Here is a 24,610-nt window from a genome sequence, read left to right on the forward strand (position 1 = left end):
TCTAGCGCGACGAAATGTATTTCTCGCGGCGGATGTGCTGCACCGCCAGGCCGTGGTCCTTCAGGGTGGCGAAGGCGGCGTCCACCATGTTGGGGTTGCCGCACAGGTAGGCGATGTCGTCTCCGGCGCTGGGCTCCAGCTCGGCCAGCATGTCCTGGACATAGCCCAGGCGGTCGTTCGGGCGCGGGTTGGGCCGGGCGCCACGGGACAGGCACGGATGGAACGTGAACCCCTCGTGTGTCCGCGCAAAGGCCTCGAACTCCTCGCCGTAGAGCAACTCGCCCTCGTTGCGGGCGCCGTAGAGCAGCACGAAACGGCAGCCGCGCGAGGCGATCAGGGCCTCGATCTGGGGCAGCATGGCGCGGTACGGGGTAACGCCGGTGCCGGTGGCGATGAGGATGTAGCGCGCGTTGGTGTCGCCCTCCATCAGGCAGAACCGGCCATACGGGCCGCTGGCGTCCACGGTCTGGCCGTGTTCCAGCCCGCCCAGCAGCTTGGTGGCGGCCCCGCCCTCGACATAGCTCACCGCGATCTCGATGCGCCCGGCGGGGCTACCGCCGTCGCCCACGGTGGCGACGGAATAGCTGCGCTTGGTCGGCTTGCCGTCGTCGTAATGGAAGTGGACCTGCAGGAACTGGCCCGGGACGAAAGCCAGCGGCTGGCCGTCCGTCCGCTCGAAGGACAGGTGCCGCACCGCGGGGGCGAGCATGAAGCTGTCGGTCAGACGAAGCTGGAAGGGGTCGGCCATGGAAACTCCCTGTTGACGCCAGGCGACAAAGGGGCCCGGCAAAGCCCGCTATAATAAGCGGCTTGTCATCCCGGCGCAGCCCATGACCACTCCCGCTCTACATGTCCACGACCTCCGCAAGACCTACGCCAACGGTGTGGAAGCCCTCAAGGGCATCTCGCTCACGGTGCAGCCGGGGGATTTCTTCGCCCTGCTGGGGCCGAACGGCGCCGGCAAGTCCACGCTGATCGGCATCCTGTCCTCGCTGGTGAACTCCACCTCGGGCGACGCCGAGGTCTTCGGGGTATCCATCCACAGGCACCGCAGCGATGCGATGCGCCTGATCGGCCTGGTGCCCCAGGAAATCAACTTCAACCAGTTCGAGAAACCGTTCGACATCTGCGTGAACCAGGCCGGCTTCTACGGCATTGGCCGCGCGGAAGCCGCGGTCCGTGCCGAGAAGTACCTGAAGGAACTGCGCCTGTGGGACAAGGCGCACGAGCAGGCACGCACCCTGTCGGGCGGCATGAAGCGCCGGCTGATGATCGCCCGCGCGATGATGAACGAGCCGAAGCTGCTGATCCTGGACGAGCCCACCGCCGGTGTGGACATCGAGATCCGCCGGTCCATGTGGCAGTTCGTCTCGGCCATCAACGAAGCCGGCACCACCGTGATCCTCACCACGCACTACCTGGAGGAAGCGGAGCAGCTGTGCCGCAACATCGCGATCATCGACCGGGGCCGCATCGTGCAGAACACCTCGATGAAGAGCCTGCTGGCCACCCTCGACGTGGAGACCTTCATGCTCGACGTGGCCAGCATGCCCACCTCCCTGCCCACGCCGCAGGGCGTGGTGCTCCGCGCGCTGGACGCCCACACCATCGAAGCCGAAATGTCCCGCTCCCACGACCTCAATTCGCTGTTCGCCACGCTGTCCGCCCACGGCATCACCGTGACGTCGCTGCGCAACAAGTCCAACCGGTTGGAGGAACTCTTCGTCCGCCTGGTGGAGCACGGCCGGGAGAACGCGGCATGAGCGCCGCCCACAACCTCGTCGCGCTGGGCACCCTGGTGCGTCGCGAGATCATGCGCATCGCGCGCATCTGGACGCAGACGCTGATCCCCCCGGCCATCACGATGACGCTGTACTTCGTCATCTTCGGCAAGCTGATCGGCAGCCGCATCGGTGAAATGCATGGCTTTACCTACATGCAGTACATCGTGCCCGGCCTGGTGATGATGAGCATCATCACCAACAGCTACGGCAACATCTCGTCATCGTTCTTCGGCGCCAAGTTCGGCCGCTACGTGGAAGAAATGCTGGTGTCGCCGATGCCCAACTGGGTGATCCTGCTCGGCTACGTCATCGGCGCGGTGGTGCGCGGCGTCACGGTGGGCGCGCTGGTGCTGGTCATCGCATTGTTCTTCACCGACCTGCACGTGTCGCACCCGCTGATCACCTTCCTCTCGGTGGTGCTGGGCGCCACGGTGTTCTCGCTGGCCGGTTTCGTCAACGCCGTGTTCGCCAAGAAGTTCGACGACATCGCGCTGGTACCGACCTTCATCCTCACGCCGCTGACTTACCTGGGCGGCGTGTTCTACTCGGTCGACCTGCTGTCCGAGCCCTGGCGCTCCCTCTCGATGGTCAACCCGATCCTGTACATGGTGAACGCGTTCCGGTTCGGCGTACTGGGCGTCAGCGACGTGCCGGTAGGCACGGCGTTCGTGGTCATGGGCGTTTTCGTGGCCGGACTCTCGGCCGTCGCGCTGCGCCTGCTCGGCCGCGGCGTGGGCATGCGTTCGTAATCCATGCGCGTCAACAAGTACATCAGTGAGTCCGGACGCTGCTCGCGTCGCGAGGCCGACGAGCTGCTGGTGGCCGGCCGCGTCACCATCAACGATACGGTCGTGGGCATGGGGGCCAAGGCGCTCGACGGCGACGTGGTCAAGGTGGATGGCGAGGTGGTGGTCGCACGCACGCTGATCGCCAGCCCCGCGAAAAGCCGCGGCGTCTACATCGCGCTGAACAAGCCAGTGGGCATCACCTGCACCACCGACCAGACCGTCGACGGCAACATCGTGGATTTCGTCGACCACCCGCAGCGCATCTTTCCCATCGGCCGCCTCGACAAGGATTCCGAGGGCCTGATCCTGATGACGAGCAACGGCGACATCGTCAACGAGATCCTGCGTGCGGAAAACCACCACGAGAAGGAATACCTGGTGGCGGTGAACAAGGCGGTGACCGACGAGTTCCTCCGCGGCATGGCGCGGGGCGTGCGGATCCACGGACAGATGACCCAGCCCTGCAAGGTGCGCAAGATTGCGAAATTCGGCTTCGCCATCGTGCTTACCCAGGGCCTCAACCGGCAGATCCGCCTCATGGCGGCCGAGTTCGGCTACCGCGTCACCCAGTTGCGTCGCGTGCGTATCGTCAACGTCAAACTCGGCCACCTGAAGCCCGGACAGTGGCGCAACCTGACCGAACAGGAACTGGCCGGCCTGCTGCCGCAGCGAACGCAGTGGTGAGAAACGCGTGCCGGCCGCGACATCAGGCGCAGGCTGACACTTCGGCACGGTGACGGCCGACATGTAACGGGCGACCCTTGAAGGACAATGCGTACGCCGCTGGAAACGGTGCTACGCCCCATCAAGGATTCCCCCGACATGAAGTCATCTCTCGGGGCAGCGCTCGTCGCCGCCCTGCTCAGCGCGTCGGCCATGGCCGCGCCTCTCCCACGCGTGGACGCCTACGGCGCCTTCCTGCGTGAACAGATACGCCAGGTAGGCCCCGCGCAGGCGCTCGATACCGACACCGCTCAGTTCGTCGCCCGTTTCCTCGATACACCGAGCTCTCCCTACAGCGCGCTCGTCGAGCAGCCCGAGTTCACCAATACGGTCTGGTGGAACGATTACGTCGACACGCTACGGCCCCTCGGCATCGACGGCGCCGACGCGGCATTGGCCACGCTGCAATGGCAGGGCGGATTCACCAAGGCCCGACCCGGGCACGAGGTGACGGTGAGTGACGCAGCGGTGCGCGCGTACCGCGGGCGCGAGGCCGCCGCCAACGCGATCAAGGCGGGCATCGATCCCGACATCTTCTGGCAGGCAAGGGACATGAGCGGCACGGCGATCACGGCCGCCGCCGGCTATGCACTGGCCCTGCAACTGCTGCGCGAGGCGATGGCCACACACGCTCCCGCCGACTACGGTCGTGCCGCCATCCGGCCGGACGTGCTGACGCGCTACCTGGGCCAGACCCATCCGGATCGCATCCCGGAAGCCGACCTACGCTATCTGTCGGACCTTTTGCGCGGTGCCATCCAGCGTCGCGATGCAGCAGTCACGGGAACACCGGGGCAACGACTGCCCGCGGCCTACCGCCTCGCGCGCGTCACCGCCGCCTATGCCGACAGCAAGGGGTATTACAGCAGCCGCGCCTTCTGCGCAAACGATGCCCCCGCACCTGGGCAACCGCTCGGAGCGGACGCTTTAGAGGCCGACCGTCCCTTGTGCTTCATCGCCGCCACCGACCGCGGCGTGCACGCCTGGTTCCGCCGTCAGTTGCGCATCGACGCGTTGAGACTGCGTATCCACGAGAACACCCATCACGGGTTCGCCCACCTTGCCCACCTTCTGGGCACGGTCCTGATCCTCATGGACTTCGTCTCGTTCGTCGAGATCGCCGACGCACTCGTCGCCGATCGCCTCGCTGTCGAAGGCAGCATCGACGACGACACCGCCGCGCTCGCCAGCGAGCGTGCCGACCGACTCATGTGCAGGATATCCCGATGACCCCCACGCTGCGGCGCCCCGGCGCCCTCCTGTCTGCCCTTTTGCTCGCCGCGATGCCCTGGCTGGCATGCGCCGGCGTCATAGATATCGAGAAGGGCGAAGGCTCCTTCGTCGTCGACCTTCTCGATGCGGAGGGGCGCCTGCACGTCGACGCCATGCAGGCCATGTTGATCCTTGAGCGCCCGACCATGGCCAATCAAGGCACGCGGACGTTCTTCAAGGCCATCAGCGGACGGATGCACGGCGCCACGCTCGCCCGTATCGACTACAGCTACGAGACGAACGGCATGACCCATGTGCGGACGTACCACGCGCGAAGCGGGCGCTCCATGGCGCTGATCGCCGATATTATCTCTGCCAAGCACGGCCGGGGCGCCTCGTCGGCGACCGAATCCGGCGACACCGATACGCCATCGGTCGATAGCGGCGTCACCGACGACGTGACGCGCGATGCCGGCGAGGCCATCTTCTATCCCCCCGACACCCCGACCAACGTGCGTGTCGCCGCCCTGCCCGACGACGCGAGCCCTATCGAATCGGTTGACATCGGCGACGGCAAATCGCATGCCACCGACGCCGAAGTGAAGATCGCCCGTCGTCTCGACGCGGACATTCAGCAGGGCGTGGTTCCCCGCAACGGCAAGGTCACCGGCTACGTGAGCAAGACGGTCTGCGAATCCTGCAGGAACGCACTCGACGAACTGGCCATGCGCCACGATATCGACGGCACGGTCTACCAACTGATCGAGCCCGACCCAGCCAGCGGCCGAGTCCGCGAGCCGCTTACTGACAAAAGCACGCTACTCGAACGCAGCCAGCAATCATCGCGTGATCTCAAGTCCCTACGCAGCGCCTATGCCAACAGCACCCTGGCCAAGGACGTGTATCGAAAACCCGCCACCAGCTGGACGGATGTCCGCACGATCGAACGTGCCGAGGCGTCGACTGCCCTGCCCGAGTTGTCCGACCCCTGCGAATGAAGGAGAGCCCCATGCGGATGCATTGTTTCATCGCTGTACTGGCGATCCTGCCGGGCGCGGTCGCCGCAAGCCAGGTCGCCGGGACGGATGTCCTGGCGCAGTGGCAGCACCACCGGATCGAACGGCTGGGCGGTGGCCAGGCGTCGCTGTCGCGGCAGGATATCGTCGCGCAGTTGCTGGTCCAGCCGTCGTCGGCCTATAGCGCGACCGTCGACCAACCGGCGTTCACCAACGAGATCGACTGGCCGGCCACCCTGGCAAGCACGGGGCTGGACGGCGGTGCGGCACTGGCTGCCCTGCGCCGGGACCTGGGCGTGACGCGCGCCCGTCCGCGCCTGGATGTCACGCCGGCGCCGGGCTTTCGCGACGATTTCATCGCCGCCAGCGCGACCAAGGCGGGGGTGGACGCGGACATCTTCTGGCACATGCTGGACCTCACGGGCTATCGCCATTCGACCAAAGCCGCCATCTATGCGGTGGGGCTACAGATCCTGCGCGCGCAGATGACCACCATGCCGCACGAACAATGGACACCCGGCGGGATCGATCCAGCCGTCTTCACCCGCGTGATGCGGGCGCAGCATGGCAACCAGCTGACCGCCTACGACCTCGACTACCTGTCCACCCTCGTGCAGTACCGGCTGATCCATCGCCGGGTCAGCGAGGCGGTCGGTCAGGGACGGCGCAGCCTGCCTGCCGCCTACCGGGTTGCCCGGGTCGCCGTGGCGTATCGCGATGCGCAGGGTTACGTGGGGGCGCCGCCGTGCACGCGCGATGCCGCGCCCCATGTCCCCGTCGCCGGAACGGGTGACGATGACGACGAGCGTCCGCTGTGTTTCGTCGCGGCGACGGATCGTGCCGTGCATGCCTGGTACATCGCGGAATACCAACGCCAGGCCAGGGCCGCACCGCCGCCACACCGCGATACCGGATTGCACCGTCTGGCTGTCGCTGCCGGTCTCGTTCTCGCCCTGGTCGACCTGGCGGGCGCGGTGGAATTCATTGAAGCCTCGGTGGCCGACGACCTTGCCACGGCCGAGGCGATCGGCCCGACCGAGGCGAACGCCGCGTCCGAACCGGCCAACCTGCTTTCCTGCCCGCTCTAGGAGATCGTCCGATGTATCGTTTCCTCGTCCTGTCGCTGGTCGGCGGTGGCATCGCACTGCACGGTGGCGCGGGGCACGCCACGCCCATGGTCACCGTGGACGCGATGGGCATCGACCAGGGCAACGTCACGGCACAGCTCGAGCGCACCAGCCAGTATTTCGTCAATGCGATGCGCCGGCTGCTCACCGAAGACTACGCGGATTCGTACCGCGCGATCCGCTGGGAACACCTCGAGGAAGCCATGACCCAGGCGCGTGTCGCCCGTTTTGAGTACCACTACACCGTGCATGGCACGGAGTACGTCAGGGTGTATCACGCCATGGACGGCAAACCGCTGAGCATCGTCGCCGAGGACGTCTTTTCCGGTCCCACACCACGCGGCTCGCCCACGCCGCCTCGATCGCCGGCCTCGCCGGACGGCTCGATCGACAGCGATGCCGAGACCGCCTCCGGGGTCGGCACGGTGAGCGAACACCGCGACATGGTCGCCGCGGACATCAGCGACGACATCCTCTTCGCGGAGTTCGACTCACTGAATGTACGCGCCCGCGTCTTGCCAGCCACGGGTTCCGTGCTCGACGGCTATCCCGTGCCCTCCATGCAGGGCGACCTGGATGCCGAGTTCAAGGCCCTGCGCGCGATCGAGCACGACATCCAGGCCCGGGTGGTGCCGCGTGGCGGCCGCGTGCGCGGTGCCATCGGGGGCGCCACGTGCAGCTCCTGCCGCGACGCCATGCGCGATTTCGCCCGCGCGTACGATGCCGACGTGCAGGTCACGCAGATGTACGGTTCGATCGCGCGGAGCGAGCAGCAAGCGCTGATCGCATCCGGGCGCGCACGGATGCGCGGGCAACTGCTGGTCGACGCGCACGGCGGCGAGCCCTTGCTGGCGCGCGACATCCTTGGCGGGGCGCGGGCGGCGCAGGTGCGGCGCGAACTGAGCGCCGGCTCACTGGGTCGGGCCTTCAAGGGCATGCCGTGGCGGCAGCGCTCGTTCCGGCTGGGATCGCCCCGTCTTCCGCGGGTGTCGGAAGGCTCGGGCACGGATGACCCGGCACACTCCGCTATATCCTCGCCGCCCGACTGCTGACCGGTTGCGGCTCGGGCGCAACGGCCCTGGAGGGACGATGTGCGATCATGGGCGCATGGATACCTTCGCCTCCCTGCCCCTCAAACCCACCCTCCTCGCCGCCGTGGAGGGACTGGGCTACGCATCGATGACACCCATCCAGCGTGACAGCCTCCCGCCGATCCTCGACGGTCGCGACGTCATCGCCCAGGCACGCACGGGTAGCGGCAAGACGGCGGCCTTCGGGCTGGGCCTGCTGGAACACCTGAACCCCGACGAGATCCGCCTGCAGGCCCTCGTGCTTTGTCCTACGCGCGAGCTGGCCGACCAGGTCAGCAAGGCACTGCGCCGGCTGGCGGTCAACATCCCCAACGTGAAGCTGCTGACGCTGTGCGGTGGCATGCCGCTCGGCCCGCAGCTGGCGTCGCTCGAGCACGATCCGCACATCGTGGTGGGCACTCCCGGTCGTGTGCAGGAGCACCTCAAGCGCGGCAGCCTGCACGGCGGCGGCATCCGGATGCTGGTGCTCGACGAGGCCGACCGCATGCTCGACATGGGCTTCGAGGAAGCCATCGACGATATCGTCAAGCGTATTTCGAAGCACCACCAGACACTGCTGTTCTCCGCCACCTACCCCGACGACATCCGCACGATGAGTGGACGCGTGCAGCGCGATCCGGTCACGGTCACGGCGGACGAGCCGCAGGCCGTGCCGACCATCGAGCAACGCGTCGTCGAGGTCGAGCCCGCCCACAAAGCGGACGTGCTGGCGCGCATCCTGACGCACGAGAAACCCGAAGCCGCGCTGGTGTTCTGCAACATGCGCAAGGATACCGAGGGCCTGGCCGCCGAGCTCGATCGTCGCGGCTTTACCGCGCTCGCCCTGCACGGCGACCTGGAACAGCGCGATCGCGATGAAGTGCTGGTGCGCTTCGCCAATCACAGCTGCTCCATCCTGGTGGCCACGGACGTTGCCGCGCGCGGCCTCGACATCGCGGCCCTGCCGCTGGTGGTCAGCTACGACGTCGCGCACGATGTGGATACCCATACGCACCGCATCGGTCGCACCGGCCGCGCGGGTGCCAACGGCATGGCCATCTCGCTGGCCGGCTCGCGCGAGTTGCCCAAGATCAAGGCCATCGAGGAGCGACTGGGTAAAACGTTGCCACGTCATCCCGCGCGGGCGCAGGCGGAAGGCAAGAAGGTCCTCAACCTGGCCCCCATGAAAACGCTGGTCATCGACGGTGGCCGCAGGGACAAGATGCGTCCCGGCGACATCCTGGGCGCACTGACGGGCGATGCCGGGCTCGATGCGAAGGACATCGGCAAGATCGATGTCTTCGCCACGCGGGCTTATGTGGCGATCCGCCGCGATCTCGCCAATCGCGCCCTCGAACGCCTGCGTGCCGGCAAGATCAAGGGGCGCACGTTCCGCGTCCGCCCCCTGGGCTGACTGGCGGGCGACCCTGTCAAAGGTCGTTGATCTCGCCATCCCCCGGCGTATCCAGGCAGGCGACGCTCGCCTCCTGCGCCGGCGTTCCCGCCGCCTGGCCGAGCAGGTTCAGCTGCCCACCGTGTACCGCCACTTCGATCGATGTCAGGTGCTGGTGCCGCTGTCGATCGAAGCGTGTATAGGCGGGGCTACCATGGCCCAGGTAGGCCACGTGGACACGGATGCCATGCTGGTCGGATAGCGCCTGCAGGGCGGCCTCGCAGGAGGGGCACGGGGCCTGGCTGGTGTAGCCGTTCAGGTGGCCACCGGCGGCCACCCTGCCCTCACGGATGTCACGCTCGATCCACCGGGCCACCTTGAGCTCGGCATCGCGTTTGCGCGCATCGTCGTAGCGATCACCCTGCACGGGGGACGCGGTGACCTGGCTGCCCCGCGGAGGCGCGTCGGCCCATGCGACGACGGGCGTCCCCCGCGTGAAATAGCTTGCGTAGGCGCGGCGTGGCCGTTCGCCGTCGAGCCCCGTGTCGAGTTCGTTGCGCCCGGAGCGGGCGTGGTAGACGCGTTGGTGCCGCTCGCCGTTGACCTCAAACTCGTAGGTGAAGCTGACGAAGGTCGCGGTCTGCCACTGGCGCGAGAACCGCGCAAACTGTGCGGCATCCGGTCGCCGGCCGTCGAGGGCATCGACATACCACGCCTGCGCCGGCACGACGTGTGCGGCGAACGACGCGAGAAGGCGCGCGCCTACACTGTTTCTCGGATCGTCGTGGATGACGCGTTTGACGACGGGCGCCGCCGCGACGGCACCGATAGGGAGCCACAGGGCTGTGCCTATGGCGACACAGCGGAAGAAGCGGCAGGCGGTCATCGTGTGGTGGTCCGGCAGATAAGGAGGTTGGTGCGCTCGACGAGCCGGTAGAAACCCGTGTCGGCGTCGCGGGGCACGGGGCTGTCGAGGGCCAGCTGCGCTTCGACGACTTCGGCATGGTTCGACCAGTCCAGGGCCTCGTTGGTATAGGCCCCGGCCCAGGCGGGTCGCACGTCGGCGAAGTGATCGATCAGCCGGGCCACCTGGCCGAAGTCGCCATGGAAGGCTTCCGGTGGCTGGGCCAGCTGATGTCGCCGCATGGACCGGTACCAACGGTAGACGGCACGATCGGTGGCATCGGAGAAGCAGATCGGGCGCGCGAGGTCTTCCGGCAGAGAGCCCGCCGTATCCTTCCTCGAGCCATCACTGTGGCAGGCGGCATAGCCGGCATTGCTCGCCCGATAGGCTGCGGCGACACGCGCGATGCGCAGCGGTGCCGGCAAGGCGCGCCGGGCGCCGGCAGCCGCGTCGCCGTTGGAACGCGCGGACAGTTCCGCGCGCAGGATATCGGCCAGGTACACCAGGTCGTGATCGCTCACGTCGTCCAGGGAACGCGCGGACATCACCCGGCGCAGGGCGTCCTCATCGACCCCGAAGGCCTCGCGATCGGCCCATGGCGTGGCCTCCACCCAGTCATGCAGGGTCTGCAGCGCGACGGCGAACTCCGCGTTGAGCGTAAAGAGGTCATTCCCGCCAAGGGCGTAGGCTTTCTCGTAATAGATCGGGGCGACGCCTGACTTGTCGAGGTTCGCGGCCACCGCCAGCGTCAGGTTGCCCGGCGTAGGGCCTGGATAATCCGGCAGCGTCTGGTAGCCGGGCAGCGCCTTGTCCAGACCCAGGTCCCAGGCGATGGCACGCGCGGTCCGTTTGCTGTCCGGGAACGCGGTGGCGTCCGCCGACTCAGCCCGGTTGCCCGAGAACAGCCGTGGGTGGAGGTCGCTGTAGATCGACGAGGGATCGGCCAGGTACTCCGGCGTCCACTCGGCATCGGGGTGGAAGGGTGAGACATCGCCCAGGTCGTAGGCATTCATCAGGGCCAGGCTTCGCATGGTCCAGGCGGCATACTCGTTGCCCGGTGGCGGTGGCCGGTGGAAGCGCGCGCCCGTCGGCGTGGCCGCGCTGCCTGGCGATGCGGCGAGGCAGGCAAGCACAACGCAGACCCGCCACCGGGCACCGGGGTTCGGAACGACAGGCATGGGGCGATCTCCGCAGGGGGGAGCGCTATTGAAGCGACCGGCACGGCAGGCCGTCAGCGGGTATACCCGCAGCAGTGCGTAGGCGAATAGCCCAATCTGGCCTGTGTCAGGTTCCGCGTGGCTTCGCGCGGTGCGTCGCCGTGGCCGTCCAGGGATCGTCCGGCCACGGATGACGGGGATAGCGACCCTTCAGTTCTTTCTTCACTTCCGGATAGGTGCGATCCCAGAAGCCCGCCAGGTCCTGGGTGACCTGGATGGGTCGCCCGGCCGGTGAGAGAAGGTGGAGCATGACGGCGATGCGTCCGTCGCCCACGCGGGGCGTGTCCGCCAGGCCGAAGAGTTCCTGGAGCTTTACCGCCAGCACCGGCGGTGCGCCCGGGTCGTCGTCGCGCGCGCCGTACTCGAGGCGGCGGGTCATGCCGCTGGGCACTTTCAGGTCCTCGGGCGCATGCGCGTCCAGCGCACGGCGCTGCTCGTAATCGAGCATGCCAGCGAGTGCCTCGGAAAGATCCGAGACCTGCAGCGCGTCGAGCCGTCGCTTGCCTGTCAGGAAAGGTGCCAGCCACGTATCCAGTGTGTCCAGCAGGGCCGCATCGGCGACATCGGGCAAGCCGACGGCCGGATGCCACACGCGCAGGGCACCGATCCGCGCGCGCAGGCGCCTCGCCGTATCGCTCCAGGGCAAGGCCGCGATGCCCCGCGACCGGATGGCGGCCAACAACGCGGGAACAGCGTCGTCGCCACGCAGGGGCAACGGCTTGCGTGAGATCGGCAGGGCGTCGAAACGACGCTCTTCGAAGGCCTCGGCGATCTGTCGCTCGTCGTCCCAAAGCAGCACGCGCTCCGTGACGAAGCGATCGGCATGGTCGCGCTCGAGTAAGGCGGCATCGAAAGGCGCCGCAGCGTAGATCAGGCTGTCGCGCGCTTCCAGGCGCAGGTCCAGGACGACGATCCACGGCTCGCCGTGCAGCGCGCTGTTCTCGTGCAGCCGCGCGCCGCGCCCGTTTGCCAGGAGGTAGCGCGACGCATGGCCGTCGTCACGCCGCGCCACCCGGTCGGGAAACGCATGCACGAGCAAGTCGCCCACGGCATGGCTGTCCGGCATGCCGCTGGCGGCCGTGCGGACGTCGAGACGCCGCCGCCATCCCGCGGCGGCTTTTTCGATCGCCGCCAGCGCACCGATGTCCGCGGAGGCGGCACGCGCACCACGCGCACCCGCGTCGCGCCAAAGGTGCAACGCCGCCACCCGCTGACGAAAATCGTCGCTGCGGCCCTGCTCGCCGCGCAGGGGCGAACGCGCATCCACCAGCGCCAGCAGGTCGGCCACCAGCGCCCTGTGCCCGGCCGGCGCGCGACAGGCGGCCGCGCCCAGCCGGGGGGTGGCCCCCAGCGCCAGCATCTCGCGGCCAAGTCGGCTGAGTGCCGAGGTGGTGTCCAGGGCGCCCAGCCGCTGTAACAGGTCGCGTGCCTGGCCCATCGCGCCAGCCGGCGGCGCGTCCAGCCAGGGCAGGTCGTCGCTGCCCCAGCCAGCCAGTTCGAGCGCCAGCCCGGACAGTTCGGTGTGTTGGATCTCCGCCGTGCGCGATGCTTCTAGGCGGCGGCTCTGCGGCCAGAGCCGGTAGGCCGTCCCAGGGGCCACACGCCCGGCACGACCCGCACGCTGATCGGCGGATGCCTGCGAGATGTGCACGGTCTCCAGACGCGCGAAGCCCGACGTGGGGTCGAAACGCGGCTCGCGTGCCAGGCCTGCGTCCACCACCGCGCGAATACCCGGCAGCGTGACGCTGGACTCGGCCACGTTGGTGGCAAGGATGACCCGCCGTGTGCCGGCATCTGCAGGCGTCAGGGCCAGTTGCTGCTCGGCCAGTGAAAGCTCGCCATGCAGGGCGACCACCTCGAGGGTCTCATCGCGGCGCTCGACCAGGCCACGCGCGCGCTCGATCTCGCGACGGCCGGGCAGGAACGCAAGCACATCGCCTTCGTTTTCCGCGAGTGCCTGCGCCACCACGCGCGCAAGGTGCTGTTCGAGACCCTCCTGCATGCGGGCCGGGGCATACTCGACCCTTACCGGGAAACTGCGCCCCGGGCTGCTCACCCGAGGCGCATCCAGCCATTGCGCCATGCGCTCGCCGTCCAGGGTGGCCGACATCACCAGCAGGCGCAGGTCCGGTCGCAGGCTGGCCTGGACATCCAGCGCCAGCGCTGCGCCGAGGTCACCCGCAAGGTGGCGCTCGTGGAACTCGTCGAACAGGATCGCGCCGACGCCGTCCAGCCCCGGATCGTCCTGGATCATCCGGCCCAGGATGCCTTCGGTGACCACTTCGATGCGCGTACGCGGCCCGACACGCGATTCGAACCGGATGCGGTAGCCGACCGTGCCGCCGACGTCCTCGCCGAGTTGCGCGGCCATGAACGATGCCGCGGCGCGCGCGGCGATGCGGCGTGGCTCCAGCATCAGGATGCGTTGGTCGCCCAACCACGGCGCATCCAGCAGCGCCAGCGGCACCTGGGTGGTCTTGCCGGCGCCCGGCGGCGCCTCGAGCACGAGACGCGTGTGCGTCATCAGCGAAGCGACGATCCGGGGCAGCAGCGGCGTGATCGGAAACGATGGAGTCATGCGCTCGACATGGTACGCAAGGCGGCGCCGCGTTGCGCGCTTTATCAGCCCTCTTCCGGAGGTTCGTCCGTGAGCGTATCGCGGGCGACACGCTCCAGCGGCCGCAGTGAGCGGAACGATCGGCGGTAGTCGTCCAGCACCCGTTTGGCCTCCACGCCGTTGGCGATCACCCGCGGCGTAATCAGTACGACGAGTTCCGTACGCATACCGCCGTTGTCCTGGTTGCGGAACAACGCGCCCAGCAACGGTACGCGCGACAGGCCTGGCACCCCACTGCGGTTTTCCGTGTCCAGTTCGCGGATGAGCCCGCCGAGCAGCACCGTCTGGCCGCTCTGCACCGCCACCTGGGTGGTCAGCTTGCGCTTCATGATCGGCAGGTTGGTGGCGTTGGTGTCGCTACCGGCCCGGCTGACTTCCTGGACCACGTCGAGGTAAACCAGGCCACCCGGATTCACGCGCGGGCGCACGTCGAGGATGACGCCGGTATCCTTGTATTCCACCTGCCCCACCGGATTGCCGCTGCCGACGTTCGTGTTCACGTAGGTCTGCGTCACCGGAATCTGGTCACCGACCTGGATGCGCGCCTTGTGGTTGTTCACCACCACCAGCGAGGGTGCCGAGAGGATCTTGGTATGTCCGTTGTGTTCCATCGCGCGCAACGCCACCTGCAACTCGCTGTTGACGAACGAGTAGAACAAGGTGTCCGGCCGACCGGTGGGCACGGCCCCGATGCCGCCGCCCAGTGCCCACTGCTGCTTGTTGCCGGGTTGTGCCACTCCGCCGTTGCCGCCCGCGAGGCCTTCGAGGTACCACTGCACGCCAAAGCGAAAGGCGTCGCGCAGCTGCACTTCGAGGATGCGTGTTTCGATCTGCACCTGCAGGGGCACCGCGTCCAGGCGCTCGATCGCCTTGCGCACCTCCGACCACTCCGAGGGGCGCGCGCGAATCATCAGCTGGTTGTTCGCGTCGATGGCGGTGACCCGTATGGTGCCGGCACCCGTGCCGCGGCCCGATCCGGATAACGAGGGCGTGGCGGACTGGAAGAAGGTGGGGTCCTCGGCCGTGTCACGGTCGCCAAAGCCGGCGCCGATGCCACCGGGATCCGTGGTTCCCACGGTGCCGCCCAAGGTGTCCGCCTCCAGCCCCGGCACCACCCGACCGCCCTGGTCGCCACCGACCGATGCATCGAACACGCTGCCGATGTAGCGCGCCACATCGGTGGCCGGCAGGTTACGCAGGTCGTAGACGAAGAGGCGGGGTTCGTTGCCACCCCCGCCGTCGATGCGCGCGATCCATTCGCCCACCTGACTGACATGCGATTCCTGTGTACCGATGACCACGATGCTGCCGGTACGCTCGACGGGCAGGAAGCGGACGAGGCCGGCGACCGGGCCACCGCTGTCCTTCCCGAATACCGACTCCAGGGCAGGCAGTAACTCACCGACGGTGGCATGCTTCAGGCTGAACACCCCGACCGACATGCCGGCCACCCAATCGACATCGAACGTGTCGATGGTGGCCTGGTAATTCGCGAGTTCATCGGGCGTGCCGGCAAGCACGAGCACCGGCCTCGCGGGATCCGCGAGCAGCACGGCCTCGGGGAGCACGAACGGTGCCAGCAGCCTGGCCATTTCCGGCGCCGCCACGTGGCGAAGGGTGAAGAGGCGTGCGGACATGCCCGCGGCCGGTGCGCCGGCCTTCAGGCGGGGCACGAGGTGGCCGGCGACGGCCTGCGTCGAAGGCAGCACGTTGTAGCGGCCCTGCTCGTGGACCAGCGCATTGCCCGTCCAGGACAGCAAGGTCTCCAGGATGGGCAGGGCCTGCTCGCGCGTCACGGGCTGCGCCGTGGAGAACGACACGGTGCCGCGCACGCCAGGCAATACCGCGTAGTTGGCCTTCAGCAGGTCGCCCAGGATGGCCTTGACCACGGCCTCCACGGGCTGGTCTTCGAAGTTGAAGGTCACCGCGTCGGTTCCGCTGGCCACGGGGGATGGCACCGTCCGCGCCTGCGGCCTGATGAAGTGTCCGTTGCCGGGCTGGATCGACGGCACGGCGGCATCGGTGACATCGGCCTCGGGCGGCTCGTTCAGCGGCAAGGGCGCGGGTACGGGCCGTTCGGTGCCGGCCAGCGCTTCGTATTCCAGCGCGTGCGAGGCGAGCCGGGACGAATGCGAGGCGCAGCCGGCCATCAGCAGGGCCGACAGGGCGGCCATGCCGAGTGTGCATGGTTTCATGTGTTGCTCCTCCTTCCTTGGGGGCGCGGGACGCGCCCGCTATTGCGAGTCCTGCGCCTGCGGGTGTTGTTGCTGCTGTTCCATGCGGCGCTTCTGCACCGCCTGCTTGAGTGCGTCGATACGGGCACGCTGCAGGGCTTCGTCGTCCTGACGCGGCGGAGCCTGTCGTGCACCGGCATCGGCCGGACGCGGCAGTGCCGGGCCCGTCATGCCCGATGCCTGCGGTTGTTCGATACGCATGGCGCCCGGGGGCAGCGACGGCGAGGGCGTGGGCTGACCAGGCTGCGCGGGTTGACCTGGCGGCACGCCGGGACGCTTCCCGTCCTTGGCCAGGGCTTCCGGCGCGCTGACCTTCAACGTCAGCTCGCGGCGTTCGCCGCCATTGTCGAACACGGCACTGCGCGGCGTGAGCGAGGCGAGCGTCCAGTGGCCCTCGGCGAGGGGCGAGCCCTCCTTCACGCGCACGGTGACGTCCTTGCCCTTGTCACGCAGCAAGGCCATGCGCAGGCCAGGTGTCATGATGATGCCCGTGAGTTCGAGATCGCCGATGTTGCTGGCGCTGTCGTCGTCGCCCGCCGCCGCGACCGGCTTGCGGTCGGCCATGAACAAGGGCCGTTGCCAGACCTCGACAAAGCGCGCGAGCGGCACCGGCGTCGGCATGGCGACCGGACGCGCGGCAGGCAGTGCCTGCGGATCGCCCGGTGGGTCCCAGCGGACTCCCCGCCCCACGCCCAGTGCGAAGACACACAAGGTGGCGGCAAGCACCAGGGCTACGCCCGCCAGCAAGGGCGTCAGCCGCCGCTGTCCGGCCGCGTTCATGTGGCCGCCTTCGCCGCGCTGGCGGCATGGATGTAACCGGAGACGGTGAACTGGACTTCCATCGGCGCGGCGCCGCCGGCACGCGCCGCGACCGGGTTGCGATAGATGCTGAAATCTTCGATGAACAGGTATGGCGTGGCGTTCTCGATGTCGTGGATGACGGCCGTCATCGGTTGCATCTGGCAACGCAGGCTGATGTTCACCGTGACCTTGCGGTAGGGGTCGCCGGTTTTTTCCTGGCTGGGCACCGGCATCTTCTGCACCACGTCGCAGGCGCCGTCTTCCTTGTGCGCGGCGGCGACATCGACGATGCGTTGCATGAGGCCCGCCGCCGCGGCGTTGGTATCGTCGCCCGGCAGGAAGGCATCGCTGCGGGTCTGCCCCTGTTCGAGCGAAGCCAGCCGTTTTTCCAGCTGCGGGCGTTCGGCGATAGCGGCGGCGTAGCGCCGCTGCGTGTCGCGCAGATCGTCCATTTCGTCGGCGATGGCCGCTTGCGGGGCCACGAACCACCAGTGGATGAAGATGAAGTAGGCAAGGACGAGCACGACCAGCGCGAGCAGGATGGCGGCGATGCGCGATTCGGCGGGCTTAAGGCGCATGGGGGGCCTCCCTGGCGGTGGACGCGGCGGCGGCGCCGCGCGCGCCACCCTGCGTGGATGTACCCGTGGTGCCGGCGCGGGCGGGACCCGCGGATGCGGCGGGGGCCGCCGCCTTGGGGATGATCGCCTTGGCCTGCATGTAGAAGCGCTCCTTGCCCGAGGTGGGGTCGGACTGGATCGTGCCCTGGAAGCTGGGGTCGCCAATGGTGCGCGCACCCTTCAACGCATCGATAAGGCGCGCCGCCTGGGGGCTTTGTCCCTGGAAACCGAGCTGGCCCGTGGTGTTGAGGGTGAAGCGCTCCAGCCAGGTGTCGTCGGGGAGCCGGCGGGTGAGTTCGTCGAGAACGGGCAGGACGGCCGGCGTTTCGGTTTTTCGACGGGCGAGGAAACCGGACGCACCGGCGCTGTCGGTGAGCTTCTGGCGAAGGGCCTTCACCCGCTGGGCATCGCCCTGCATGGCTTCGACTTCGGCGCGCATCGTCTCCAGCGCGAGGGTGCGGTTGTGCAGCCACATCGCCATGGTGGCGATCGCCAGCAGCACGATGGCCGCGAGCAGCATGAGGTTGAGGCGTCGGCGTCGGTCGACACGGCGCGGCGCCCGTGCGGGCGGCAGCAGATCCACCCCGGCGAGGTCGTGGCCCTCGGCGACATCGACACGGTCCGGCATGACACCCAGACCGGCGAGTTCGTCGAGCAGCGGATCGAGCGCGATGCGCGGCGTGGCCGCCAGTTCGGCGATGAAACGGCCCTCGGTGCCGGCAGCGCCGATCTCGCGTACGCCGTAGTGGATATCCTCTGCGCGAAACGGGGTTTGCCGGTCCAGGTCGAACCCGACCACCTGACGCAGGTTGTCGCGCGCCGCGAGCGGCAGTACCAGCCGACGGCGCATCACCTGGGCCGCGGGCAGCACCAGGGCCACGCGCCGGTCGGCGGGATCGGCCTCGGCGAGCGCCCCGGCCAGCACGGCGGCGCGGTGCTCCGGTGTGTCGGCATCGGCGGCCTCGGCCACGGGCAGGGACTCGCCCGCGCGGCGCATCTGCCAGCCGGTGTCGTGACGCTCCACCGCGTACCAGCGCTCGCCACCGGCGAAGGCTTCGCGCCAGCGGACGGGCATGAGGGCGGCCAGTTCGCCGCCCCACCAGCGCAACAGCCCGGGCAACGCACTGCCCCGCCAGGCGCGGCGGAAGCGCTCGAGCTGCAACTGGGAGGCGTCCTGCAAAGCGCTCATTCCTCGTCTCCTTCGCGCCAACGCAATACCGCGTAGGGCTGGTTTCCGGATCTTATCCCACGCAGTCGGATCGTCGCTGTAAGGGAACTCCGAGTCCCGTCGTCAAGGATCGCCTGCGCACGTATCGTGTGCGTGACACCGTTGCCTCCTGCCGCCACGGCACCCGTGGCTTGCCCGCGCGCGGCAAGGACCGCGGCGGCACCGGCGGTGCCCATGCCTGGAATCGCGGCAAGGGCCAGCGGCGGCGCGTGCTCGGTGTTCGGCCGTTCGCGGCCCGACCAGATCGTCAGCACGGGAGCCACCTGGGTCCACAGGGCCGCATCCATGCCGAGCACCATGCGCCCCTCTTCCACCGTGGCGAAGGGTCCGTTGCGTGGGCCGTAATCGAGTCCCGCCGCCTGGTACTGCGGCAGCTTGGCGCCGTTGGGCAAGGCTTCGTCGCCTGCCCGCCGCCAGTCCTGGATGGCCGCGGAGAGCCGGCTCGCCTTGTCGTCGGGCGCGCCCGCCGCCTTGAACAGACCGGTCAGCACGTCGTCGGAGGCGGCGTTGAGATCGACCTTGCCGTCCTCGTCGATGATGGTGAGGGTGACCTTGGCATCGTCGAACGTGAACAGGTACGGCCGGCCGTCCGCTACCCAGCGCGAATCGATGTCGGGCGATTGAAGCGCCTGGATGGCACGTACCAGGCCCGCCTCGGCCGCGTAGTGCGCACGTGTCTGGGCGAACTGATAGCGGGCCTGAAGTCCCTCGGTGCGGGCCAGTGCCGCGAAGCCGCCGAGCATGATGGCCAGCAACGTGCAGCCCCACAGCACGATAAGCAGGGCAACACCGCGTTGCCTGCGCCGCATCACCGGAGCACCGGCCCGCGCCCGCCGCGCGTCAGTGAGAACCCGTTGCGCGATGCCGTGGGATCGAGGCGGATAGGCGCGACCAGGGTCGGAAAGACCACGTTGCTGCCCACATCGAGCGACAGCCTGACCAACATGGGCGTGCGCCGGCCGTCGTCCCAGGTGTCCTGCCAGTCGCCCGGCTGGTTCTTGTCGTCCATGCCGCGATAGGCGAAGGCGCCGCGCCGGATGCCGCGCAGCAACACCTCGGGCTCGCCCAGTGGCTTGGGATCGCCCCCGTTGGGCGGCAGCATGGCCAGGGCCACTTCCAGCCGATAGCCCTGGTTGCCGTCGCGCACCAGCGACACCGTTTGCAGTTGCGGCCCCAGGCGCGACAGGTAACCGGGCATCGGCGCCACGAAGCGGAGCGTGCTGGCATCACCGGAGAACACGATGGGATCGCCGTCGTCGGTTTCGCCGAACGGCACGATCAGCGCCTGGGCGATCTCGCTGCGCAGGTAGCCCTGGGCCGAGCGGATCTCGTCCATCCGCTGGATGGCCTGGCCACCGCTGCGCACGATGCGCGACGCGGTGCTGATCCCGGAATACACGCCCAACAGCACGATGGTCAGCAGCGCGAGCGCGGCCAGCACCTCCATCAGGCTGAAACCCTGCTGTCGCCTCATGGCGAAGCGTCCTGGTTGGGGTTGCCCATGCGCAGCGTGGCGAAGCGCGCGTGTCGCTCGCTGCCCTCCGGCCCCCACATCACGTCCAGGTCGAGTCGATACAGCAAGGCCGCCGGGCTGACACCGTCCGCGGCGGGACGATCGCCGGGTGACTGGTAACGACTGACGTTCATGCGCCAGCGGTAGACATCGTCGATCCGCCCTTCGCTGCTGCCCTCGCGCAGGGGCTCCATGACGAAGGCGCCGTCGAGCAGGCTGCGTGCCCGCAACGCCGCCTGCGTGCGCTCGTTCGCGCGCGCGGTCAGGCTCATGGAACTGCCTGCCACCTGCATCAACGCGGAAAAGGCGATGGCCAGCACGGCGATGGCGGCAATGACTTCGAGCAGGCTGAAACCACCCTGGCGGCCCATGCGTGTCATCGGCTGTCCACCACCTGGATGGCGCCGGTAAGCCAGGCCACGTTGACGTGCCACTGGCGATCGCCACGCGTGAGCGTGATACGGCCACCCGTGGAACTGCCGTCGGGAAAGAATCGGATGCGTCCGGTGGTGGCGTTGGCCTGGTCTTCGCGTGCGCTGGTGATCGCCACGCGCATGTCCCTGGGCAGGTGCACCACGGGCTTGCCCGGGGCGTGATAGGTGGCCGCGGAGGTATCGACCTCGAGCGCCAGGCTTTCGCCTTTCACGATGGACTGCGCGCGCGTCCAGCGTAGCGCGGCCGCGAGTTCACCGCTGGCCGCATTCACCCGTGCGCTGGCCAGGCCTTGCGTGACGGGAATCGAGACGGCCGCCGCCGCGATCCCGATCAACAGGATGACCGCCAGCATCTCGAAAAGCGTGAATCCGCGCGCGCGCATGGCCGGTCCGGGAATCGCGCCGGCTTACTGCCAGTTGCCGACGTCGGCCGAATAGCCGTCGCCGCCCGCCTTGCCGTCCTGCCCGTAGAAGACCAGGTCGAAGCTGCCGTGCTCACCGGGGTAGCGGTAGCCGAACGGGTGGCCCCACGGGTCCTTCAGGTCGGACGCCTTGGCGTAGGGACCTTGCCAGTTCTGCGCATCGGCCGGCTTGGTGGCGAGGTCGTCCAGCGAGTGCGGCGGGCTGCCGTTGTCCAGCGCGTAGTTCTCGACCTTCTGGCCCAGCGTGGTCAGCTGTGCCTTGCCGGCGCCGTACTTGCCCTTGTCGACGTTCTTGCCGACCTGGGTCACGACGATGGCGCCGATGATGCCGATCAGGACGATCACGGCGAGCATTTCCAGCAGCGTGAAGCCGCGGGCGTGGCTGTGACGAAGGGTACGGTTCACACGCATGGGTCAGGCTCCTTGAAACGGGTCGGATCAGTTGATGTTGCTGGTGAGGCTGAGCAGCGGCAGGAGGATCGCCGCCATGATGAAAGCGACCATGACGGTCATGACGATGGTGAGTGCCGGCACCAGCGCCGCCAGCAGGCGATCGATGGCGCGCTTGGCTTCCACGTCGAAGGTGTCGGCGACCTTGAGCAGCATGGTGTCGAGCGCGCCGGCTTCTTCACCCACCTGGATCATCTGCAGCGCGAGACGGGGAAAGCGTTCGGTCTGGGCGAGCGAACTGCCCAGTCCCGACCCGCCCTTGACCCGCTCGGCTGCCTGCTCCAGTGCCTGATCGAGCGCGCGGTTGCCGGTCACCTGGCGGGCGATGGCCAGCGACGACAACAGCGGCACGCCGTTCTTCAGCAGCGTGCCCAGGGTGCGTGCGATGCGCGCCGTTTCCACCTTCAGCAGCAAGGGGCCGGCCACACGCATCGTCAGCAACCGGCCATGGAAGGCCAGCCGCGTGTCCGGATCGCGCAGTCGAAGGCGCAGCACCAGTCCGAGCACCACCATCACCAGGACGATCGCCCACCACCAGTCGCTGATGACCGTGCCCAGCGCGAGTACTACCTGGGTGATAAGCGGAATGGGTACCTGCATGTCGGCGAAGATCGGCACGAACTGCGGCACGACGTAGGCGAGCAGCAGGACCAGCGATCCGAGCACGCCGACCATGAGGAAGGCCGGGTAGATCAGCGCGTTGACGATGCTGCCACGCAGCGCCTGCGCGCGTTCGAGGTAATCGGCCAGACGCCGCAGGGTTTCGTCCAGCGAGCCGCCCGCTTCGCCGGCCCGTACCAGGCTGACGTAAAGCCGCGGGAAGACGCCGTTTTCCTCGTCCAGTGCCGTGGAGAGGGTGGTGCCGCCACGCACGCGATCGCGAACGCGCTCGACCAGGTTTTTTGCCCGTTCGCCTTCCGGGAGATCGAGCAGGATGCCGAGGGCGCGATCCAGCGGCTGGCCGGCGCCGAGCAGCGTGGCCAGCTGGTGGGTGAACTGGGCGAGTTGGTCGCCGGTGAAGGTGCCCTTGCGGAACATGCCCGCGAGACCGCCGCTCGAAGCCGCGCCGTCGGCGGGCGCGGCTTCGAGCGGCGTGTGCCCCTGGTCTTGCAGGCGTGCGACCACGTCGGCCACGGACGCGGCTTCCATGCGACCGGTAAGGGCCTCACCGGCGGCACTGATGGCGCGATAGCGGAACATGCTCATGCGTGGGGGCCTAGGATTCCTGCGTGACGCGCAGGACTTCCTCGATCGTGGTGATGCCGGCCACGGCCTTGGCCAGGCCGTCCTCGTACATCGTGCGCATGCCTTCGGCGCGTGCCTGGCGCTCGATCTCGCCCGCGTCGGCGCGTTTCATCAGCAGGCGGCGCAGCGGATCGCTCATGACCAGGAATTCCATGATGGCCCGGCGGCCGCGATAGCCCGTGGGATTGACCGCGCTGGTGCCGGGCTTCCACAAGCGGATGGGACGCTCGTCGGTGTACTTGTGCAACTCGAACTGCTCGATCACTTCGGGCAGGGCTTCGTAGGGCACCGCCGTTTCCGGGTCGAGGCGGCGGACCAGGCGCTGCGCCAGGATGCCGTTGACGGTGGACCCGAGCAGGTAATCCTCCACGCCCATGTCGAGCATGCGGGTGATGCCGCCCGACGCGCTGTTGGTATGCAGCGTGGACAACACCAGGTGTCCGGTGAGTGCCGACTGGATCGCGATGCGGCAGGTTTCCAGGTCGCGCATTTCGCCGATCATGATGACGTCCGGATCCTGGCGCACGATGGAGCGCAGGGCACCGGTGAAGTCGAGCCCGATCTGCGGCTTGACCTGGATCTGGTTGATGCCTTCGATCTGGTATTCGACGGGATCCTCGACGGTGATGATCTTCACGTCGGGCGTGTTGATCTGCGACAACGCCGTGTACAGCGTGGTCGTCTTGCCCGAGCCGGTGGGACCGGTGACCAGCAGGATGCCGTGGGGGCGGTCCAGCACCTCGACGAAGCGGTCGCGGAACGCGTCGGTGAAGCCCAGCGACGCGAAATCGAAGATGACCGACTCGCGGTCGAGGATGCGCATGACCACCGACTCGCCGAAACTGGTGGGCACCGTGGACACGCGCAGGTCGAGTTCCTTGCCCTGCACACGCAGCTGGATGCGTCCGTCCTGCGGCAGGCGGCGCTCGGCGATGTTGAGCCGCGCCATGATCTTCACGCGCGAGATCACCGCCGCGGTGGAACTGGACGGCGGCGCTTCCACTTCATGCAGCACGCCGTCGATGCGGTAGCGCACCTTGAGGCGGTTTTCGAACGGTTCGATGTGCACGTCGGACGCGCGCTGCTCGACGGCACGCTGCAGGATCAGGTTGACCAGGCGGATGACCGGCGCCTCGGAAGCGAGGTCGCGCAGGTGCTCCACGTCGTCTTCTTCCGCGGCGTTGCCGTCCAGGCTTTCGACGATGCTGCCCATGGCCGAGCGGCCCTGGCCGTAATAGCGTTCGATGAGGTCGTCGATTTCCGAGCGCAGCCCCACGCGGAGCTGCACGTCGCGCCCGGTGGCCAGGCGCACGGCCTGCAGCGGGTAAGGATCGGCCGGATCGGCCACGAGCAGGCCCAGGCCGTCGTCGCCTTCGCGCACGGGCACCACGTGGTACTGCTTGAGGAAACGCACCGACAGTTCCACGTCCGTCGGAGGCAGCTCCGGGGCGTCCTTGGCGGCCAGCAGGTCCAGGCGCAGCAGGTCGGCCCAGGCATCGGCGAGGTCGCGTTCGGAGACCAGGCCGAGGCGAGCCATCAGCGACGTGAGCGTGCCGTCGGGGGTTTCGTCGTGCAGGCGACGCGCCCGCGCGAGATCGGTGTCCTTGAGACGGCCATGCGCGACCAGGTGCGCACAAACCTGCGCTTCCCCGGGTGCGCCGGTCAGCATGTCGGTGGGTTCGGTCATCGCAGACATGCCAACTCCATACGGTCTACAGGTTTACGTCTTGCCACGCGGTCGTTCCTGACCGCCCGGGCCGCTATTGGTAGCACAGACCACATGTCAACGGCGACCCGGCCGTGTTCGATCCGCGA

At 68.2% G+C, this 24,610-nt stretch carries 23 protein-coding genes; 8 read left to right on the plus strand and 15 right to left on the minus strand.

The annotated features are described in order from the left end of the window. Nucleotide 1: 1 nt before the first annotated feature. Entirely contained in the window at nt 2–748 is a 747-nt protein-coding gene (locus tag ACVKN3_RS05100; protein WP_036138082.1) for an FAD-binding oxidoreductase, read from the minus strand. Between the two features lie 82 nt (nt 749–830). Here ACVKN3_RS05100 and ACVKN3_RS05105 point away from each other — a divergent pair, with 82 nt between their 5' ends. The 8 genes from ACVKN3_RS05105 (at nt 831) to dbpA (ending at nt 9,134) form a co-directional block, all read left to right on the plus strand. Next, nucleotides 831–1,763, plus strand: a complete 933-nt coding sequence (locus ACVKN3_RS05105) for an ABC transporter ATP-binding protein (RefSeq protein WP_036138085.1) — start codon at nt 831–833, stop codon at nt 1,761–1,763. After that, nucleotides 1,760–2,533, plus strand: coding sequence for an ABC transporter permease (locus ACVKN3_RS05110; RefSeq protein ID WP_036138087.1), 774 nt, complete (start codon nt 1,760–1,762; stop codon nt 2,531–2,533). The genes ACVKN3_RS05105 and ACVKN3_RS05110 overlap by 4 nt, the downstream gene beginning before the upstream one ends. A gap of 3 nt (nt 2,534–2,536) precedes the next feature. Next, entirely contained in the window at nt 2,537–3,256 is a 720-nt protein-coding gene (locus ACVKN3_RS05115; protein ID WP_354513747.1) for a pseudouridine synthase, read from the plus strand. 138 nt (nt 3,257–3,394) lie between these two features. Continuing rightward, nucleotides 3,395–4,525, plus strand: a complete 1,131-nt coding sequence (locus ACVKN3_RS05120; RefSeq protein ID WP_285404122.1) for a hypothetical protein — start codon at nt 3,395–3,397, stop codon at nt 4,523–4,525. Continuing rightward, entirely contained in the window at nt 4,522–5,505 is a 984-nt protein-coding gene (locus ACVKN3_RS05125; protein ID WP_354513745.1) for a hypothetical protein, read from the plus strand. Before ACVKN3_RS05120 ends, ACVKN3_RS05125 begins: the two co-directional genes overlap by 4 nt. Before the next feature lie 11 nt (nt 5,506–5,516). After that, nucleotides 5,517–6,611 carry a hypothetical protein gene (locus tag ACVKN3_RS05130; protein WP_354513743.1) on the plus strand — a complete coding sequence of 365 codons (1,095 nt, stop codon included), beginning with the start codon at nt 5,517–5,519 and terminating at the stop codon, nt 6,609–6,611. A gap of 11 nt (nt 6,612–6,622) precedes the next feature. Then, nucleotides 6,623–7,702: a hypothetical protein gene (locus ACVKN3_RS05135; RefSeq protein WP_354513741.1), complete on the plus strand. Its 1,080-nt coding sequence runs from the start codon at nt 6,623–6,625 to the stop codon at nt 7,700–7,702. Nucleotides 7,703–7,757: 55 nt separating this feature from the next. Further along, complete coding sequence (gene dbpA / locus ACVKN3_RS05140) at nt 7,758–9,134, plus strand: ATP-dependent RNA helicase DbpA (RefSeq protein ID WP_285404126.1); 1,377 nt, start codon at nt 7,758–7,760, stop codon at nt 9,132–9,134. A 16-nt stretch (nt 9,135–9,150) separates the two neighbouring features. Here dbpA and ACVKN3_RS05145 read toward each other — a convergent pair whose 3' ends face one another. From ACVKN3_RS05145 to gspE, 14 genes are all read right to left on the minus strand, one after another. Further along, nucleotides 9,151–9,999 carry a hypothetical protein gene (locus ACVKN3_RS05145; protein ID WP_354513739.1) on the minus strand — a complete coding sequence of 283 codons (849 nt, stop codon included), beginning with the start codon at nt 9,997–9,999 and terminating at the stop codon, nt 9,151–9,153. Beyond that, nucleotides 9,996–11,195 (minus strand): hypothetical protein, encoded by a 1,200-nt coding sequence (locus ACVKN3_RS05150; protein ID WP_354513737.1) that lies wholly within the window; start codon nt 11,193–11,195, stop codon nt 9,996–9,998. Before ACVKN3_RS05150 ends, ACVKN3_RS05145 begins: the two co-directional genes overlap by 4 nt. A gap of 106 nt (nt 11,196–11,301) precedes the next feature. Continuing rightward, nucleotides 11,302–13,812 carry an ATP-dependent helicase HrpB gene (gene hrpB, locus ACVKN3_RS05155; RefSeq protein ID WP_285404130.1) on the minus strand — a complete coding sequence of 837 codons (2,511 nt, stop codon included), beginning with the start codon at nt 13,810–13,812 and terminating at the stop codon, nt 11,302–11,304. A 44-nt stretch (nt 13,813–13,856) separates the two neighbouring features. Then, nucleotides 13,857–16,046, minus strand: coding sequence for a type II secretion system secretin GspD (gspD, locus tag ACVKN3_RS05160; RefSeq protein ID WP_354513735.1), 2,190 nt, complete (start codon nt 16,044–16,046; stop codon nt 13,857–13,859). A 39-nt stretch (nt 16,047–16,085) separates the two neighbouring features. Further along, nucleotides 16,086–16,865, minus strand: coding sequence for a hypothetical protein (locus ACVKN3_RS05165; RefSeq protein ID WP_051938488.1), 780 nt, complete (start codon nt 16,863–16,865; stop codon nt 16,086–16,088). Continuing rightward, nucleotides 16,862–17,464, minus strand: coding sequence for a type II secretion system protein GspM (gene gspM, locus ACVKN3_RS05170; protein ID WP_036143564.1), 603 nt, complete (start codon nt 17,462–17,464; stop codon nt 16,862–16,864). The genes ACVKN3_RS05165 and gspM overlap by 4 nt, the downstream gene beginning before the upstream one ends. Then, on the minus strand, nt 17,454–18,692 hold the full coding sequence (locus ACVKN3_RS05175) for a PilN domain-containing protein (protein ID WP_354513733.1): 1,239 nt from the start codon (nt 18,690–18,692) through the stop codon (nt 17,454–17,456). The genes gspM and ACVKN3_RS05175 overlap by 11 nt, the downstream gene beginning before the upstream one ends. After that, nucleotides 18,689–19,540, minus strand: coding sequence for a type II secretion system minor pseudopilin (locus ACVKN3_RS05180; protein WP_285404133.1), 852 nt, complete (start codon nt 19,538–19,540; stop codon nt 18,689–18,691). Before ACVKN3_RS05180 ends, ACVKN3_RS05175 begins: the two co-directional genes overlap by 4 nt. Next, nucleotides 19,540–20,205, minus strand: coding sequence for a prepilin-type N-terminal cleavage/methylation domain-containing protein (locus ACVKN3_RS05185; RefSeq protein ID WP_036138108.1), 666 nt, complete (start codon nt 20,203–20,205; stop codon nt 19,540–19,542). Before ACVKN3_RS05185 ends, ACVKN3_RS05180 begins: the two co-directional genes overlap by 1 nt. Further along, a complete protein-coding gene (locus ACVKN3_RS05190; RefSeq protein ID WP_285404134.1) occupies nt 20,202–20,624 on the minus strand; it encodes a prepilin-type N-terminal cleavage/methylation domain-containing protein in 423 nt (140 codons plus the stop codon). The genes ACVKN3_RS05185 and ACVKN3_RS05190 overlap by 4 nt, the downstream gene beginning before the upstream one ends. Beyond that, entirely contained in the window at nt 20,621–21,061 is a 441-nt protein-coding gene (locus tag ACVKN3_RS05195) for a GspH/FimT family pseudopilin (RefSeq protein WP_285404135.1), read from the minus strand. Before ACVKN3_RS05195 ends, ACVKN3_RS05190 begins: the two co-directional genes overlap by 4 nt. 24 nt (nt 21,062–21,085) lie before the next feature. Then, nucleotides 21,086–21,511, minus strand: coding sequence for a type II secretion system major pseudopilin GspG (gene gspG, locus ACVKN3_RS05200; RefSeq protein WP_081916322.1), 426 nt, complete (start codon nt 21,509–21,511; stop codon nt 21,086–21,088). A gap of 27 nt (nt 21,512–21,538) precedes the next feature. After that, entirely contained in the window at nt 21,539–22,756 is a 1,218-nt protein-coding gene (gspF, locus tag ACVKN3_RS05205) for a type II secretion system inner membrane protein GspF (protein WP_285404137.1), read from the minus strand. Between the two features lie 10 nt (nt 22,757–22,766). Then, nucleotides 22,767–24,491: a type II secretion system ATPase GspE gene (gene gspE, locus ACVKN3_RS05210; RefSeq protein ID WP_285404138.1), complete on the minus strand. Its 1,725-nt coding sequence runs from the start codon at nt 24,489–24,491 to the stop codon at nt 22,767–22,769. Nucleotides 24,492–24,610: the final 119 nt, after the last annotated feature.

The organism is Luteibacter sp. PvP120 (assembly GCF_054055715.1).